This window comes from Pigmentibacter ruber, assembly GCF_009792895.1.
Classification (GTDB): Bacteria; Bdellovibrionota_B; Oligoflexia; order Silvanigrellales; family Silvanigrellaceae; genus Silvanigrella; species Silvanigrella rubra.
Map to the genome: position 1 here is coordinate 195,095 of NZ_WSSC01000004.1, position 18,705 is coordinate 213,799.

General features: G+C 27.7%; 14 protein-coding genes. 4 read left to right on the forward strand and 10 right to left on the reverse strand.

Going from position 1 to position 18,705, the window contains the following annotated elements:
- Positions 1-70: 70 nt before the first annotated feature.
- Together GOY08_RS12425 and GOY08_RS12430 are read right to left on the reverse strand one after the other, a co-directional pair.
- Positions 71-706 carry a hypothetical protein gene (locus GOY08_RS12425; RefSeq protein WP_158999241.1) on the reverse strand — a complete coding sequence of 212 codons (636 nt, stop codon included), beginning with the start codon at positions 704-706 and terminating at the stop codon, positions 71-73.
- Positions 707-739: 33 nt separating this feature from the next.
- Positions 740-1,621 (reverse strand): hypothetical protein, encoded by an 882-nt coding sequence (locus GOY08_RS12430; protein WP_158999242.1) that lies wholly within the window; start codon positions 1,619-1,621, stop codon positions 740-742.
- A gap of 47 nt (positions 1,622-1,668) precedes the next feature.
- Here GOY08_RS12430 and tyrS point away from each other — a divergent pair, with 47 nt between their 5' ends.
- Positions 1,669-2,934: a tyrosine--tRNA ligase gene (gene tyrS / locus GOY08_RS12435; protein WP_158999243.1), complete on the forward strand. Its 1,266-nt coding sequence runs from the start codon at positions 1,669-1,671 to the stop codon at positions 2,932-2,934.
- Positions 2,935-2,983: 49 nt separating this feature from the next.
- The gene (locus tag GOY08_RS12440) at positions 2,984-4,285 is read left to right on the forward strand and encodes a hypothetical protein (protein ID WP_158999244.1); all 1,302 of its coding nucleotides are present in this window, start codon (positions 2,984-2,986) and stop codon (positions 4,283-4,285) included.
- A gap of 14 nt (positions 4,286-4,299) precedes the next feature.
- Here the strand turns inward: GOY08_RS12440 and GOY08_RS12445 are convergent, their stop codons facing one another.
- From GOY08_RS12445 to GOY08_RS12460, 4 genes are all read right to left on the reverse strand, one after another.
- Complete coding sequence (locus GOY08_RS12445; RefSeq protein ID WP_158999245.1) at positions 4,300-5,532, reverse strand: S8 family peptidase; 1,233 nt, start codon at positions 5,530-5,532, stop codon at positions 4,300-4,302.
- Between the two features lie 85 nt (positions 5,533-5,617).
- Entirely contained in the window at positions 5,618-6,397 is a 780-nt protein-coding gene (locus tag GOY08_RS12450; protein WP_158999246.1) for an SDR family NAD(P)-dependent oxidoreductase, read from the reverse strand.
- A 9-nt stretch (positions 6,398-6,406) separates the two neighbouring features.
- Positions 6,407-8,290 (reverse strand): ABC transporter ATP-binding protein, encoded by a 1,884-nt coding sequence (locus tag GOY08_RS12455; protein ID WP_158999247.1) that lies wholly within the window; start codon positions 8,288-8,290, stop codon positions 6,407-6,409.
- Positions 8,291-8,293: 3 nt separating this feature from the next.
- Complete coding sequence (locus GOY08_RS12460) at positions 8,294-10,033, reverse strand: ATP-binding cassette domain-containing protein (RefSeq protein ID WP_158999248.1); 1,740 nt, start codon at positions 10,031-10,033, stop codon at positions 8,294-8,296.
- 175 nt (positions 10,034-10,208) lie between these two features.
- Here GOY08_RS12460 and GOY08_RS12465 point away from each other — a divergent pair, with 175 nt between their 5' ends.
- Positions 10,209-11,576, forward strand: coding sequence for a DHA2 family efflux MFS transporter permease subunit (locus GOY08_RS12465; RefSeq protein ID WP_158999249.1), 1,368 nt, complete (start codon positions 10,209-10,211; stop codon positions 11,574-11,576).
- 3 nt (positions 11,577-11,579) lie between these two features.
- Here GOY08_RS12465 and GOY08_RS12470 read toward each other — a convergent pair whose 3' ends face one another.
- The 3 genes from GOY08_RS12470 to purH all read right to left on the reverse strand — a co-directional run bounded on the left by GOY08_RS12470 (position 11,580) and on the right by purH (position 14,904).
- Positions 11,580-12,353, reverse strand: a complete 774-nt coding sequence (locus tag GOY08_RS12470) for a substrate-binding periplasmic protein (protein WP_158999250.1) — start codon at positions 12,351-12,353, stop codon at positions 11,580-11,582.
- Between the two features lie 15 nt (positions 12,354-12,368).
- Positions 12,369-13,136 carry a substrate-binding periplasmic protein gene (locus tag GOY08_RS12475; protein ID WP_158999251.1) on the reverse strand — a complete coding sequence of 256 codons (768 nt, stop codon included), beginning with the start codon at positions 13,134-13,136 and terminating at the stop codon, positions 12,369-12,371.
- A gap of 115 nt (positions 13,137-13,251) precedes the next feature.
- Complete coding sequence (gene purH, locus GOY08_RS12480) at positions 13,252-14,904, reverse strand: bifunctional phosphoribosylaminoimidazolecarboxamide formyltransferase/IMP cyclohydrolase (protein ID WP_158999252.1); 1,653 nt, start codon at positions 14,902-14,904, stop codon at positions 13,252-13,254.
- 233 nt (positions 14,905-15,137) lie between these two features.
- On the opposite strand from purH, the gene GOY08_RS12485 reads away from it, so the two are divergent.
- Complete coding sequence (locus GOY08_RS12485; protein WP_158999253.1) at positions 15,138-16,271, forward strand: cyclic nucleotide-binding domain-containing protein; 1,134 nt, start codon at positions 15,138-15,140, stop codon at positions 16,269-16,271.
- Between the two features lie 2 nt (positions 16,272-16,273).
- Here GOY08_RS12485 and GOY08_RS12490 read toward each other — a convergent pair whose 3' ends face one another.
- Entirely contained in the window at positions 16,274-18,421 is a 2,148-nt protein-coding gene (locus GOY08_RS12490) for a S8/S53 family peptidase (protein WP_158999254.1), read from the reverse strand.
- Between the last annotated feature and the right edge of the window lie 284 nt (positions 18,422-18,705).

Consider the following 18,705-nt stretch of genomic DNA (forward strand, 5'->3'; position numbering starts at 1 on the left):
ACCTCTTCTTTCAATACAAAATCACAAATGAGGATGCCAATAGGAAATGTTAATCAAACAGAAACAACTATTAACCTAGACCAGTAGCCAGTAGTTTTCTACCTTGCGGAAATAAAACTTCAATTTTATTTAATCCACTTTCAGCAACCACAAAGCCTATTCCAAATGATTTGTGATTTAAAATTTCACCTGGTTTGAATCGTACAGAAGCTTTATATTCTTTAGCTTGATTCAAATTATTTTTTTGTGCGCTTAAACGAGCTTCATAGTTAGCTATGTCTTCAGAAGTTCCTGACTGCATACTTAATGGTAATTGATTTGTACCTTTGGATACCCTTCCTTCTCCATCCTCTTTTTTTCTAGACTTCGCCTTTGATTTTGCCTTTTTTTTGCCTAAAGCATCTTCACCAGCTAAGAGTTTTGCCCCCGCATCTAGATCTAAATCTTGTTCTTCATCTCGTTCCATCTCTCTTTTACCTCCTTTATCTAAAGCAGCTTCTGATTTTGGTGGACGATATTGTTTTTCTGACTTGCAAGTATTGCATTGCACTCTGCCAGGTTTGTTATTAGCTTCAATAGTTACAATAGTATGAGTTAAATTCATCTTGCAACGATTACAGTACGCTAAAATGTCATGTCCGACCCGTGAGGCAGATTTTGACTGCGAAGAGATAAAAAGAGAATTAGGGCCATCAGTAATTGCCATTTTTCCTCCAAATGGAACGAATTTATTGAAAAATTAAATTGAAAAAGCGAGTTCTAATCCCGCTGTCTGCCTGAGTGTTGTATCATCGGAATCTATCTTGACAAGCGTATAATAGAGGTGAAGCACTGGTCCTTTGAAAAAAATTCCTGAGCCCCAAAATATTCTGTCCTGTTTAGGATTGTAACCAATACTACCTCTGAGTTCAAAATAAGTCTGAATTAATATGTTTATTCCAGTTATTAAACTTTGAAAACCACTTTTTGAATCAATTAAAGTATCTACATTAAAGGTAAAGTAATTATCAAAAGCGTATGTTGATATTCCTACATTAGTTATATTTGAATTATATTTATCAAATAATCCTCTTGTTCCGACTCCTAAAAATATAGGATTTTTCCAAGGAGTATTTACTTGATAAAAAGCACCTACACCAAGACGATAGTTTTCATTTTGCCATGCCCATCTATCTGTTAAACTTAACTGCTGATATTCAAAAGATAAACCCAAACTTAAATTAGTTAGAAAAGGAAGTTGGTAACCTGCTGCAGCAGTAAAGCTTCTATCACGAGTTAAAGTATCAGTGGGAATAGTTTCTCGCGCGCGAATAGCCATAGCAATAGGGGTAGTAGTAGAATCAAATACTCCTGCTTCAACTAAATCCAATTTATTTTGCCAAGATCCACTTCCAAACACAGAATATTGTTTCTTTAAAGCAGGTAAAATAGCTGGATTTGCATCGAGCATAGAGGCATCTCCTGGAGCTGATGCACCTGCTCCACTGCCAGCTGCTAAATAAGAAGATGGCAAGGTAAGCACTGAAGATGGCCTTATTTCTGCAGGTAATGCTTGATTAGAAATCCCTAGAATTGATAAACAAAACTGGACAAAAAATATTTTCTTTAGTTTAAAAGACATAATTGAGCTCCATGGGATGCTTTCAACTTGAAAGGCAGATTATTTTTATGACCACAAAAAATTCATTTATTACCAACCTCCGTAAACGGGGGCTTATCGCCCAAATAAGTCATGAAGAAGAACTAGAACAAATTTTTGAAAAAGGGAATCAAAACGAAAAAGGTGTTCGTTATTCCGTCTATTGTGGGTTTGATCCAACAGCTGCAAGTCTCCATGTTGGAAATTTAGCTGCTCTTATGATGCTTAGACGTGCACAAGATGCTGGTTTACAACCTATTGTTCTCTTTGGAGGAGCAACTGGTTTAATAGGAGATCCAACTGGCAGAACAGAAATGCGTCCTATGAATACTAAAGATCAAATTGCTACATATATTGAAAATTTCAAAATATTAGTAAACAGATACTTTCGTTTTGATGTTCCTAATCCACCTATTTTTGTAAACAACATTGACTGGATTGGTCAAATGAGTTGGATTGATTTTTCAAGAGATATAGGTCGCCATTTTACTGTTGCAAGACTTTTATCAGCAGAAGTAAATAGAAGTCGCTTTGAAGATGGCGGTTTGACATTTATGGAATTAGGTTATCAAATTCTTCAGTCTTTTGATTTTCTCCACCTTTATAAAAACTTTAATTGTATTATGCAGTTTGGTGGTGATGATCAATGGTCTAATATTTTAGGTGGTGCGGATCTCATTCGCAGAGTTGTTTCAGGAAAAGCATTTGCCGTAACTACTCCACTACTAGTAGCAAGTGATGGAAAAAAATTTGGAAAAACCGCAGGCAATGCTGTGTGGCTAGATCCCAATTTATTTTCCCCCTATGAATTCTATCAATTTTTTAGAAACGTTCACGATGCTGATATTCATAAAATGTTTAAAGTATTTACATTAAAAACACTCGAAGAAATTCAAGAAATTTTAACGAACGAAAATATAAATCAAGTTAAAGAAGTTATGGCATTTGAAATTACCAAAATTGTACATGGAGAAGAAGAGGCTTTAAAAGCCGTAGAGGCTTCAAAAGTTTTATTTGCTGGCAAAGTAGGAGATCTTTCCAATGCTCCTTCATTAAGTATTTCAAAACAAGATATAGATGCAGGAATAGACATTTTAACAGTCTTGATAAAATGCGGATTTTCTAGTAGTCGAGGCGAAGCAAGAAAATTAGTGCAAGGAAACGGACTAACGTTTAATGGAAACAAAATGACTGACTATAATTATAAATTGCAAGAAAATGATTTTGCAACAGAACAAAATGCCATTATTCTTCGAAAAGGTAAAAAAGACTATCATCTTGTTAAACTTGAATAATTTATTATAATGAAGATCCATTCTATTTTATTTAAAAAAGAAGGATCTTATGCTAAGTAAACTTTTGATTCTGACTTGTTCTATATTATTATGCGCATGTTCATCAAAACTATTTAGTAATAACGAATCAACTCCAACAGGATTTCGTAAAATTGATTTTTCTGCCAAACAAAATCCTACTGAACTTATAAGAGATCCATTAGATCAAAGTAGTGATTCTCTCTCAAGTGTAGAGAGTATTTTTAGCAACTATAATATAAATCTTTCAAGGGATGTTAAACTTTATGTTAAATTAAATTCATCTCTGCAAAACAGTTATGATGAAAATTCAATTATCTCTACCATATATCAAATTTCACCATATTTAAATCAAGATACAATTAATAAAACTATAAATTCAATTGAAAATACTAATTTTATCTTTTCAGCATCTCCAATGAATACACTAAACAAAAATATACAAACCGATAAATATGGAATATTTTACAAATTTAATTCTGAGATAAATACAAAAAACAACATTGATGAACTTTACTTTCTTGATGATAATGGAAATACAATTGAAAAAGAAAGATACACTACTCAGTTATTTGTTAAGAACTATTATTCTAGAAATTTATATCAAAGTCTTACATACCCAATAGATAGTGATAAAAAAAATACTTGGGAATTATTTATTCAATGCGCTAAAGGAATTTTCACTGATATTCAAAATAATATATCTTACAATATATCCACTTGGCCTAGAGTAATTATTTTACAATTAAATCCCAACACTAAAAATACAAATAAATATTCACTACATAAAAATGTATTCTTAAAATCCAATAATAATTTTATTGCATCGTCAAATATTTACCAAAATACTACTCGATCATTTAATATTATTGATTCAAGTTTACCAGCAAATAGTACATTAAAAAATCAAATAATTTCAATTCCTTTTCCAACAAAAAAAGAGAATAGTTTTAATGCAATTTATAGTCAAGAAGGGATGTCGAAATTTTATTCAAGATTTAATAATATTTATATAAATAATTTCAAAAGTTATAGTAATTTTAGTAGCTGGCAAATATTAATCAATAAATCATGGTTTGGTTTTATCCAAAATCTAGATAACAATTACAACTTAATAAATAATAATGAAAAGATAGCTCTTAATTTCCTAAATTTTAATAATCTACCTGTTAATCAAAATTATTCAAAAGATTTTCTACCAAATGGCATCCACTATGTAGATATTAATGATTCTAATTCCTTTTTAACGAGTATTCCTGATAAATTATCTTTAGATTCTAATTTAATTGATGAAGATTTGATAAGAAATTTTTGCAATGAACAGCTATTATAATCATTTATTCATAATTAATTATTTTTAAATCCATTATCTATAAACGATTTAACATCCAAACGGCCATAAAGAGTTTTTTTATTAACACCATAGTAACTTGAATAAAAACTATTTGCGCTCGAAAATAAATCAGTTAAAACCCTACTTATATTCGCATTTGGGAAAATTCCAAAATATAATGAAAGTGCTGCACCAACAAGTGGTGCAGCAAAACTAGTGCCAGAAACCAGATCTACTTCTCCATTCTTATTATTTAATTCAATTAAACTTGCCTGTGCAGATATATCGACATCATCACCATAATTTGAGCTTGAAGCTAAACTTAAATAAGATGAGTGAGAGCCAACAGTTATTATATTATTTAACTTATATGAAGCTGGATAAACAGGAATTTTTTGTAGATCTGATGACTCATTACCAGCAGCAACAAGGAATAAGATATTTTTTTTTGCTGCTTGTGATATCACTATTTTTTCTGCTAGTTCAACATTTTCATCTGGTTTTTCCGTATAAGACAAACTCAAATTTATTAATTTTGCACCTAAATAAACTGCCAAATCCATTGCAACAGCAAGTTGCATTGAACCATAATTTTTATTTGCATTTGCATCAGGATCATCGGAAAAAGTAATTTTAATTGAAGAAATTTTAGCATTTTTTGCATATATATTTTTCACTACAGATTGATCTAATGTACCTGCAAAAATTGAGGATATATATGTAGCATGTGAAGCCCAATTACTTTTATTTTCATCTTTTGTTAAATTAAGAGTATCGACTAAATTATTTTGAATTAAATATGTTGAAGGAATTACTCCAGAATCTATAATGGCAATTTTAATAGAATTAAGATTAATATTCTTTGTTTGTATTTCAGATAAAGCTTTATCAAAATTTGCTTCACAGTAAGCGTTCAAACAATTAGTGTTCAAATTTTGACTTGAGTTAGAATTATCAAAAATCTCTCTATTTTTCTCATTCTGCTCTGGAATTTTGTAGATATTATTTGAATAGATAAAATTATGATCACTTTTTCCCAAATCAATAGATTTTACTGCTATCATATTAGGTACCGTTTTAAAGCGATAAACTACTTCTTTACCATAACTTAACAATTCAGTGTCGTTTAATCCAGATTCAATTACGTATGAACCATCAGAAGTAGTTTGAATTTTATCGTCATTTATAGAAAATTTTGAACAAGAACAAAATAAAAAAATAAATAAAATAAACAAACATTTTTTCATTGTAAATTTTATAACCTTAAAATTATTATTTATTCAATTATAATTTGTTTATTTAAATTATCAAGAGGTAGGTTTAATATAAAAATTACTTCTGCTCGAAAATTGTACCTTTATCAGCTAAAAATAGTTTTCCATGCGAATTATTTCTTAGTTCTGAATCATTAAATAAAAACTTATAAATTTTTTCAGCAGCTTTAGCTGGTTCAATAAATTCGTTATTTTGTTTCATCTTTTGATATAACTTCACTATACTTAGATCATTAGGCGAATTTAGCAATATATTATTCACCATGTCAGTATTAACTGTCCCTGGATGCACGGATAAGCAAGTAAGCTCATCCATCGCAAAACGTTTTGAAAGCCACTTAAAATAAAATAAACAAGCTGCTTTGGAACCGCCATACAATTCTAGTCCAGGAAAAGGATCAATCGCCGCAAGTGATGATAAATGCGCTACAAATGGTGTTATTTGTGCATCTGTATCATTTTTACTCATAATAAAAGGAAGAATGTCCTCTATTATTTCAGCGCAAGACAAATAATTTATTCTTAAGGATTCTGCTTGCGACTGCCAAAATAGGTGTTTCTCAGTTCTGTTTGATTCACTTACAGCTAAAATTGGCATTACCCCCGCGGCATAAATAAAACCAGCTATTTGTTTACCATATAAATTTTTAGAAAGTTCTAAAATTGGACTATCTGTTATTGGATTTAATAAATCCCACCAAATAAAATGATCTTCAAATCCACACTGACCTCTACCCAAATGAATAATTTTATAATTATTATCTTTAATTATTTTAGCTAATTCAAAACCAATACCTCTTGAAAAACCTGTACCAATAACCCACTTTTCAGTACTCATTATTTCTCCTTAATTAAATTTTGTATCTTCAAAGTTTTTAAATGCATTAAGTACTATATCTGGCGAAGTAAACTGCATGATTTTACCTGAGTCCAACCAAAGAATGCGATCACATTTTTCAATTGTAGATAATTGATGTGCGACAATAACTTGAGTTTTGCCATGTAAAAAATGATTTGTAGCATTCACTAACAACTCCTCAGAATAAGGATCAATAGAACTTGTAGCTTCATCCATAAGCACAATTGGTCTATTTTGTAGAAGGCATCTCGTCATACAGAGCAATTGCCTTTCGCCTAAAGAAAAATTTCCTCCATTTTCCTTCACTTCAGTATCTAATATTTTTTTACCACTACTGAATACCTTTCTCAATCCTAATTTTTTTGTTACTTCAAAAATTTCGTCATCAGATATATTTTTATCTAGAATTAAATTATCTCTTAGAGTCCCCGAAAATAAAATAGGCTCTTGTGAAATAATTGATAAAGCAGAGCGATAGTTTTTCAGACTAATGACATTTCCCATAATATTATTAGTTTCATTAAGAAGAGGTTCATAGTTATTTATTGTAATTTTTCCCTCGAGGAATGGATATAAATAAAAAATTGCATTGATCAGAGATGACTTACCACTTCCTGTTTTCCCTATAATTCCTACTTTTTCACCAGCTTCAACATCAAATGTAAGATCTTTTAAAATGATTGGAGAATTTTCAAAATATTTTAAACTTAAATTTTTTACTGACAATTTTGCATTTTTCAAACCATCTAAAGGATTCTCAATAATTTTCAACTGACTTTGGGAATAATTTTTATTTAAATTATTAAACTGAGCTTCTTTTGGTAATGAATTACCAGGTTCTAATCCAATTTTTAAGTAATTATCTAACCTTTCAATCCCAGTTAATGCTTCTTCTATAGCTGCTAGCCATTCAAAAAAAACTTGTACTGTTGAAGATGTCATCAGTATAAAAGTAAGAACAACAATCAGGGAACCTAAAGAAATATAATTAAATTTCATTAGAAAAGCACCTAATGTTCCTGTTACAAAAAACAAAGAGACATTTAGAATACTCATTTTCAATGAAAAAATATTTACTAAATTCATAGTTCTAAGTCTCTGTATAATAAAATCTTTCAATTTCTCATTAAATTTATTTGTAAAAACAACTTCTTTACCATAAACCTTAATTACTTTTACACCTTGAATTGTTTCTGAAAAATGCGTAATTGTTGGTGCTCTAGATATATTTAGTTTTCTTCTTTCTTTGCGAATTGAAAATTTATTTCTTCTATATAAAAAAAAGTTTAAAGTAATTAGAAAAATTAATACTGGAAAAAAATAAGGGCTTGCGAATAAAATTAGTAAGCAAAACAAAATTAAATCAAAAATAAGTGATAAAACTTCTGCTAAAGGTCCACCTGACATTCTTGTTATAGAAGCATAATCACTACTAAACCTAGTAATAATTTTCCCGAAATGATTTTTATCAAAAAATTGGATTGGAAAACGAGAGACCCTAAATGTTGTTTCATCATAAATTTTAGATGTAGATAATGTACCTAATTTTGAAATATTATATCGAAAAAACAAACTAAGTAAAAATCCGTTAACTGATAAAAATAATAGAAGATAAAAAAATTGATCAAATGTAAAATTTTTAAAAATATCAATTTTTGTATTACAAATTGAATTATTTGTGCATAATTTATTAACCCATTCTCCAATTATATTAGCATTTATTAATAAACAAGCCCTTCCTATAAAACCTAATATAATTAGGAAAATAAATTTACTGATATTTTCTCTCAGAGAATAATATAATGTTTTATATACTGAATTTGAAAAATTACTAGAACTTGAAATTTCATCAATATTATTATCAATAATCATAATTTAATCCTGTAAAACAACATTAGAGACAAAGTTTCTTACTTCAGCAGAATTTTTTACTAGATCTGGAAAGCTTCCATTTTCTATTATTTTACCATTTTTTATAAAAATGACTCTGTCACAACTATTTAAAACAGATAATTTATGTGTAACTAAAATTCTAAGCTTATTTTTCCAATAACCATTAAGTAATTCAGCAATAATCTTTTCCTGAGTTTTAATATCTAATGCGCTTAAACAATCATCTAATAAAATTATTGGTCTATCGGAATAACATGCTCTTGCTAGAGAAATTCTTTGTTTTTGACCTCCTGATAAATTAATTCCTCTCTCCCCAATATTCGATTCTAAACCTTGTAAAAACTGTTCGTTTTCATGCCTAAACTGAGATAATTCTAAGCAATTATTTACTTTTTCATCATCTCCTGATGTATAGTTATATTCAAAAGCAACGTTATCTCTCAAGTTAGAATTTATTACGAAAAAGTCCTGAGGAACATAGCTAAAGAAAGATCTTAATTCTGATAGTGGTATTTCATTTATAGATTGATTATTTATTGTAAACTCTTTGTAGTTTGTTTTTATTAAGTTTAATAACGCTTGAATGATTAAACTTTTACCAGAACCATATTCACCAATAATTGCAATAAATTCGTTTGACTTTATTTCCAATGAAATATTTTCAAGTAATACTTTTTCATTTTTAATGTAATTTAGATCTTTAATTCTTATGAAAAAACTAGTATATTGGTAATTTGGAAGCTTATTTTCATACTCTTCTAATTCTTGTTCCCAAAAATTTTGAATTCTTCGCATTGAAGTTAAACAATCTGTTATAGAAACAAACATTATTGGAATCATTCGCATTGGTCTGGTTAAAAGGACACTAAATAACCAAAATAAACTAAAAATTTTTCCCGCAGTAAATCCATTTGGATCTACTCTATACAATAAGTAAATACTGAAAATATTAATTAAAAAAGGAGATGAATATCCAATTGAATTAATAGCTGCAGCATTTTTAACCATTGTAATTCTATTGGATGTTTCTAATTCCCTACTTTCTCTTATTTTTTTTTCAATTCCTTCAGTCCATCCAAGCATTCTTATAATTCTAATATTTAAAATCCATTCAGAAACAATTCCAATTCTTAATGCCGAATATAATTTATTTCTAAAAAATAATTTTCCTTGTTTTAAACCTAAAATAATATTAATAAAAAGTACACCTGTAAAAATTGATGCTATAATGAAAGGATTTAAACCTGTTATGAAGTATATTGCAAATGGAGCAAGTATGATTGGGATAAAGTAAGAAATAAAATTAGGAAAAACATCATCAATAAAAGCTACAGATGTTTGAATATCAGTTGCATAAATAGACAAGGATTCTCCAACAGATATTTTATTGTCAGCATCACTCTTTACTCTTAAAGTCTTCGAATAAGTAAAATTTGAAAGCCAATTCTGCAAAAAACTGCCTTCTTTTAAAGCCAGATACTTAGTGAAATAAATAAATATTTGTGAAATAGAGGAAAAAAAGAAAATATAAAATATAAATTCAAAGTAACGATAATTAATTAAAAAATCTTTGCTAAAATTAAGGTAATCAATTAATTCTTTTTGATAGAATGGCACAAATAAAGAAAAAATAGTTGATACAATACTAAATAAAATTAGAACTAACTTAAATCTAAAGCGCATGAAAAAAATTTTTTTAAATAAATTATTTTTAGTAAGCATTAAATGACCCATTGAATATTATTTTAATACATAGTATATAAAAAACATTGAAATTTCAAATAGTATTTAACTGAAATATTATCATATTTTATAAAATTTAAATAATACTAAAATCATATTGTAATTAATTCTAAATTTTCTTAATAGTATACTCTCTCTTACTTGAAAGGATTCTATGCAATTTTTTTCTAAAAATTTTGCCATCATAGTAATTGTTGCGATGGCTTTTTTTATTGAACTTTTAGATACAACAATAATTAATACTTCTATTCCACAAATTGCACAAAGTTTTAATGCTCCAGCATTGACAATTAAAATAGCAATTACTAGTTACTTAATGGCACTTGCAATTTTTATCCCAATCAGTGGTTGGCTCGCCGATAAATATGGAACTAAAAATATATTTCTCAGCGCTATTGTTCTGTTTACTTTAAGTTCTTTGTTTTGTGGAATCTCTCAGTCCATATTTCAATTAGCACTATTCCGTTTTATTCAAGGCATTGGTGGTGCTTTAATGATACCTATAGGAAGACTTATCGTTTTACAAGCTTTTTCAAATCAAGATTTATTAAAGATAATGAGTTACATCTCTATTCTTGCACTGATTGGACCTGTTTTAGGTCCTTTACTAGGTGGTTATATTACAACTTACTATTCTTGGCATTGGATATTTTTTATCAATATCCCTTTAGGAGTTTTTGAATTTTTATTGGCTTATAAATTTATTACTAACGAAAAAGCAAATCAATTGAAAAAACTAGATTTAAAAGGTTTTATTTTAATTGCACTTGGTTTAACATTTGTTGCATTTAGTGCTGAAAATTTAAGTGAAAAATTAATTTCAAAAACAATTATATGGACTTTATTAATTATTGGGATAATTTTCATATTTTTATATGTAGCATATTCAAAAAAAACAAAACATCCTATTTTAAATTTAAATTTGTTTAAAATTAATTCTTTTCTAATCGGAAATCTTCAGTTATTAACTTCAATAATTGCTGCAGGAGGTCTTTCATTTGTTCTTCCAATAATGCTCCAAACATATTTTAAATTAAATCCATTGTATTCAGGTTTATATACAGCCCCTATTGCTGTTGGCGCTATTTTGATAAGACCTTTTATCCCATTTCTTGTAAAAAATATAGGATATAAAAAACTTCTTACATTCAATACTATATTACTTTCTTGTTGTTTATTTGCCTTTTATTTAATTTCAAATATTAACCATATATATTTAATTTTATTAGGAATTAATTATGGAATTTTTTATACTATTCAAATTTCATGCTCTGCGGTAATAGGATATTTGAATATTGAAAATAAAGATAAAAGTGCTGCTACTAGTTTACAAAGTACAAATCAACAATTTTCATTAACTCTTTGCATTTGTATTAATGCATTTCTTATTCATATATTCAATATAAACAATAATTATTCTATAGAAAATTCACATAACATTGAAGCCTTTCAATATACATTTCTCACTTTATCATTTATTTTATTATTAAATCTTCTTTATATTAAAAAATTAAAAATATAATTTTTAATTTTTTATTTCCCATTTTTGAATTCCGTATTTATCATAGAGCTTTTGAAAATTATCAGACAATTTAATTGTCTCAAAGCTATTATCAAATATTTTCATAAGTCGAATGCTTTTCTCTTTATTCTTTGGGCTAAGGGCAAAGTACAAATTTTCTGCCTTTAAACAGCCAACTTTTTTATATTGATCAATATAAAAATTTGTTCTTAAAAAATAATCTGCTGTAATAGAGTCTACAACAAAAGTATCTACGTCATTACTACCCAGCAATTTAAAACCTGCATTAAAAACGTCCTCAGCACTAATTTGATTAATTTTTACTTTTTTATCTGAATGACTTTTATTTAAATAATCAGACATTCCAGGATAATTTGCCCCTTGAATAGTTGCAATTCTAATATCTTTTAAAGAATCAGTATTTTTATAAGTCCATTTAGATGATTTCTTAACATAAAAGCACATTTGTTGATATGCTACAGGTTCGTGACTAAAAATGAAATCAGGAGCTTCCACTTTTGCTGGTGCTAAAATACCATTAATCCTACCTTCACGTACTTCATCAATCCCAATACTCCAAGAAGTCTTTTGAAACTCAACATTTATTCCGTCATTTTTAAATGCATTTTCAACAAGCTCAATAACTAGTCCAGGTTTGTCAAGATTGTCACACATCCAAGGACACCAAATATTAAAAGCCACATTTATTGATTCAGAATAAGCAAAATTTCCCATATACAAAAAATATAGAATTGTAGTTAGCTTTAAATATTTCATAAAATCTCCATTGTGTTACTCTTCAAAGTTAAATTCATCTATACTATATTTTTTCTTTAATATTTCAAAAAATTTATTTTTTTTCAAAATTTCAATATTTTTATCTAATAAACCTGCTAAATAAATACTTTTATTTTGAAACTTTGGAGAAAATGCTAAATATATTTTTTCAAGTTCAAGACATCCAACTTTTTTAAATTCATGTTCTTGATTTGTTTTTTTTAAAAAATAATCTCCTGCGGAATGATCTACTAATAAAACATCAAATTGATTGCTTTTTAAATTACTAAATCCTGTTTCATAAATATCTTCTACATTCAAAAATTTTACTTTTTTTATATTTTCTCTGCTATTTTCAATATATTTATTTAGCTCATTATGACTATTTCTGTAAGAAACTCCTAATTTAATATTTGCTAAAGATCTTTCATCAGTATAACTCCAATTCAAATTTTTATTTGCAAAAAAACACATATGTCTTTTTGCTAAATGTTTTTTTGGAAAATAAAATCCTACAGCTTCCTCTTTTGAAGGACTTAATAAGCCTAATACTCGCCCTTCTTGAACTTCTAATTTTGCTAATGGCCACGAATTTTTTTGAAACTGAATTTTAATATTACTCAAACGATAAATTTCTGTTACTAGTTCAAATAAAAAGCCTGGTTTTGAAGGAGTATTACACATCCAAGGGCAATTATAATCCCAAGCAATACTAACTGAATTATATTCAGCAAAAGCAGAATGACAAACTAAAAATACTAAAACAAGTAAGATTTTTTTCATATAAATTCCATTTACAAAATATTATTAATTTAAGTATAATGGAATTTTTTTAAATGAGATCAATGAAAAGAATTTTTTTGACAATTATATTATTCTAAAATTTAAATTCTTTATTTTAATGCTTAAAGTGTCTAATACCTGTGAAAACCATTGCTATTCCATAATGGTCACAAGCCTTTATAACTTCTTGATCTTGGATACTACCTCCAGGTTGGATAATATATTTGATACCCGCTTTCTGTATAAGATCGATACTATCGGGAAATGGGAAAAAAGCATCGCTAGCTAGAACTGCATCCTCTAAACTTAATCTTGTTTTCTTAAGACAGTGCTCTACTGCATCTACTCTATTGGTAAAACCTCCTGCAATAGAAATTGTTTGCTTTGAATTTGCAAGCACTATTGCATTTGAACGAACATGTTTTACAACAGTCATACCGATAATTAATGAATCCAGAATTTCTTTGTTGGGTTTTAAAATAGTTGGATAAGTTAAATTATTGAAGTCTAAAACTGTTTCATTAGAGCTTTGAGCTAAAAAACCACCTTGTACGTGGGTAAATATAGTTTTATTTGCAAGTGGTAAATCAAAATTAAATTTAACTAAACGGATATTTTTCTTTTTTTGCAAAATATTTAAAGCATCACTAGTAAAGTTTGGAGCAATAATTACTTCCAAAAATATTTCGCTCATTTTATTTGCTAATTCTTCTGTAACAATATCAGTTAAGCAAACAATACCACCAAAAGGGCTAATTGGATCAGAATTAAAAGCATCTAAGTATGCTTGAAAAATTGATGAATGTGATACTCCAACGCCACAAGGTGTATTATGTTTTAAAATAACCGCAGCTTTTTTCATTTTAAATTCATAAGCCAAACGAATTGCATGCTCAATATCTAAAACATTATTGTAGCTAAGTTCTTTACCATGAAAGCATTCCATATTTGTTAAACAGGAATATTTATTTTCATTTAGATCAATAAAACTATACAAAGCTGCCATTTGGTGCGGATTTTCTCCATAGCGCAAAGTTTTTTCTTTTTTCAAAGACAAAGTCACTGAATCTGGTATTTGATTGATACTCAGATAATTTGCTTCGCGAATTGGTCCATTTTTATTTTCAAAATTATTTATTAATTCAAATTTCTTTTCAAGTGCGCTTGCAATAGTTTGATCATATGCAGCTGTTTCTTTAAATGCTTTTAAAGCAAGTTTTTTTCTTGTATTATAAGATATTTTTCCTGAATTTTCTTCTAATTCTTGAATAAAAAGTGCATAGTCTCTCACATCACAAAGTATAGATACTGAAGAATGATTTTTAGCAGCAGCACGTAATAAACTCACTCCACCAATATCTATATTTTCAATAAGTTCTGCTTCAGAAGAGTTTTTCTCAAGTGCTGATTGAAAAGGATATAAATTACAAATGACAACGTCAAAGGGTAAAATTCCGTGCTTTTGCATATCAGCAAAATCACTTTCTAAATTAGGACGTCCAAGAATCCCACCAAAAATTTTCGGATGTAAAGTTTTCACTCTTCCACCAATAATTTCTGGAAATTCAGTAATATTTTCAATTTGTTGACATGAAAAACCCATTTCTTTAATAGCTCGATAGGTAGACGTAGTTGCATACAACTGACAATTAAACTTCGAAAACGCTTTACATATTTCTGAAAGACCCGTTTTATCGCTTAATGAAAGTAATATCCTTTGCACAGTTATTTGATCTTCAACTTTTACTTGCACAACTTGAATACTCATTCTATCCTCACTATAAGTAAATGTAATTAATGGTTTTTATAAAAAATTTAAGCATAAATTAAAAAACGCTGAAAACGCTTTTTCTCCCCTAGCAGATAACATTGACAATGGAAAAAAGATATCACTAATATTTGTTTTCCAATTTCCGAAAGCAAAAATGCAATAAAAATTATGTTTTTTCATTAGTTTGAATCAGTTATAATTGCATTAATCATTCTTTAAAGTGGATTTACATGTTCAATGAGCTCCGAAAATTTTCATTATTTACTGATTTAACGGATAATCAAATTGAAAGACTCCAAGAAATTTCATTTGAAATAAAACTAAAATCTGGAGAAATTTTTATTCATGAAGGAAAAATTGAGCAAAAATTTTATATTATCATTGAAGGTGAAGTTGAAATAATTAAAAAAAATGGAGATAGATATTATCCTCTAGCAAAATTAAATAGTGGAGAAATTGTTGGCGAAATGGCTTTGTTTGAAAACTCAGCCCGTTCAGCAAGTGTTAAATCAGTTGAAGACTCAAAATTAATTTGCTTTGATTTAGAAAAAATTAAAACTGATAGTAATTATTTAGATATTTATGCAAAATTTACATCTTATTTTGGTGATAAAATATCAAAGCGTTTGCGTTATACAAATGAAGTTACAGTGGAAGTATTAAAAGAAAGGTTAGCTATAGGTAATTTTGCAGTTAATATCATAGCTATCACAACTCTGTATGCAATCTCTTTGCAAATGTTACAAAAATTAAAAAATTATATGTCAAATTCGACTCTAGTAACAATAATTGTTTTATCGATGTTTTGTTATTTTATTATTTCAATGATGTTAAAAAGTGGCTATCCTTTAAAAGCATTCGGAATAACAACTGAACATTGGAAAAAATCTGTTTTTGAATCTATCATTTACACAATTCCTTTTCTTATAATTATTTTAGCTATTAAATTTTGTTTAATATTATTCATACCAAGATTAAATAATATACCTTTATTTGATCCAACAGCAATTTTTAAATCAGCTGCGGATATAAATATGAAAGTATACTTTGCAGCTCTTTCTGGATACATTGTTTTTGTCCCTATTCAAGAATTAATTGTTAGAAGCGGAATTCAATCTGCCTTGCAAAAATTTTTAACAGGATCAAAATTTAAAACAAAATGGTCAGCAATTATTTTGTCAAATATTCTTTTTGCAGGTGGACATTCACATATAAGTGCAGGTTTTGCGTTATCCGTATTTGTTCCTGGCATATTTTGGGGATGGCTATATGCCAAACAAAATTCACTTATAGGTGTTAGTATCTCTCATATTTTAATTGGAGTATGGGCCGCATTTATAGTGGGTTTTGAAAATATTTTTTAATACTAGTCTGCAAAAGAAAAACTAGTTTGCTCATGCCAACTTCCAATAACATAATTAGCACACTCTCCTAGCCACAAGTATCCTTTGTGACTTCCTACACATAAATTTTTATTGAAATCTGTTCTTTCTTTTTCTGTTAAACTTGAAATAAAATCATTTAAAGTAAAAGGTATATCTTCTTCAAGTAAACTAAACAAGTAAAAAGTATCTTTTTTAGTTTTATTTGAAACTGGATAAAATTGTTCTTTAGGATATACATTTTCGTTACATTCTGATATTTTTAAGTAGCTATAATTTTTTCCTACCATATCAATTAATGGTTTTTTAAAATACGAGTCATCATTTTTAACTAAACAGTACATTTTATAGTCATAATTTTTTCCTTCTTTAAATCCTAGCATTCTAAAAGTACTAATATCAAATCTAAAAACATATTGCGATTCATTTCTTAGTAAAGCATAATTATAATATGAATTTCCTACTTCTTTTGTACCAACTTTTAATTTTTTATATTCATAATCAATTGAATTAATTTTAGAAAAACCATGATTAGTTTGTAAAAACTCTAGTGATAGCAAATAACTAGAATCATTATAATCGGCGCAGTGAGAAACAAATAAATCTCCCCAATGTATAAACCTATTTTTCATACGTAAACAAATATCAGCATTTTTTAGTTTCAAAGAAGAAAAGACATATTTTTCATATGAATAAACATTCTCAGGTATACCACTTAAATCCCATTCCTGATATATTTTAAGGGATTTTCTACAAGGTAGAAAACCAATTTTTTGCCATTCTGATGATTCAACCGCTGATACTGTTAAACATAATGGAATAGAATCTTTTTCACCGTCTGTTGTAACAATTTGGCCTGATTCTGTTAAAAAAAATTGCAGATCATGATCATTATTTACTACACTAAATTTTTCTGTATAAGATTTCAATGATTCATGGCTTGCTAATGTATAATTTTTATAGCCATTATTTGAAATATTAATTTTCCATTTTACAGGAATATTCTTTAAATCATTTTTATGAATATTATTTAATTCGGTTATTTCTTCTGTATTTTCTTCATAATGTGTTTGACTATTCTCCATATTACTTTCTTCAAAAGTACATCCTTTATTAATTGCTTTTATAGAGTTTAAAACACGACCGTCTTTTACAAAGTCTTTAAGATTATCATATGTGTCTGCCGTTTCTATTATAATTTTCTTTATTTCTTGAGCTGTGGCATGCGGCTGACAATTCCATATGATAGCCGTAACTCCACTTACAATTGCAGCAGACATTGAAGTTCCATTGGCAAATGAAATTTCCCCATTTTCATCAAGAAAAGGTACATTGTGTCCTAAAGCTGCTATGTCCACACGTTTAGGGCTATAACGCGATCCTCCACCTAATGCATTTGTGTAGCGTTCTACTGTGTGATTCTCTAAATATTTTATTGCACCTACTCTAATTACGGGATCAGAATTTTTTGCCTTTACTTTAGTTGGTTTATAAGCTGATGGCCAAATGAGTTTATCAGCAGATAACATTTCCATATTAAAGTTATCATTTCCTACAGAAGCAATAATTAAAAAATCATTTCTATCAGATAAACTTGATATATAATCATGCCAAACTTGATAGTCACTTCCTTGATATCCACCTGAAATATTAATAATTTTTTCATTTCCTGAAAATACAGCTGCTTTTAATGCCTCTAAAAAAGGTTGACTTGCATTTATATTAGGAATTGAAACTCTATTTATAATTGGAATTCCAGGAAAAAGTCCTAATATATGTTTGCTGTGTTGATCAATAAATGTTGATCCAATTATTGAAGATATTGCAGTTCCATGAATTCTTATTTTTCTTGAATTATTATAGTCATTCACACTTCTTTCATATTCTACCATATCATTTTGATTAAAATGTATATTTGTATTTATATGATATATATTTTTTATGATATTAATATACGGATTTTCCTTAACCTCCGAATCTATCACAGTTACGTTAATTCCACGATAGATTGGTTTAAAATATTTTGGGTAAGCAGAATGCTCATAATTTTCATCTATAATTTGCGCAAAAATATAGCCATTATAAAAAATAATTAAAAGCATACTAACTTTTATAAATAAAGAATAAATCATGTTAATCTTCCTATTAAAAAGTTTATTATTCAATTGTATTTATTTTTTTATGTTTTTTTTAAAAATTTTACAATTTATGAATAATTTAATTATTTATAAGTTTTTTATAAAATATTTATAATTTCAAATTTAAAATAAATTATATATTCTTCTGAATTAAAATTAATTTAATAAAATATTTACAACGATTTAATTATATTAAAAACTTGACAATTTTTTTCCTTTTCATTAAAAATAACTCTATTATTTTGATTTTCTTAGCTTTAGCCTTAGTTCATCGTACT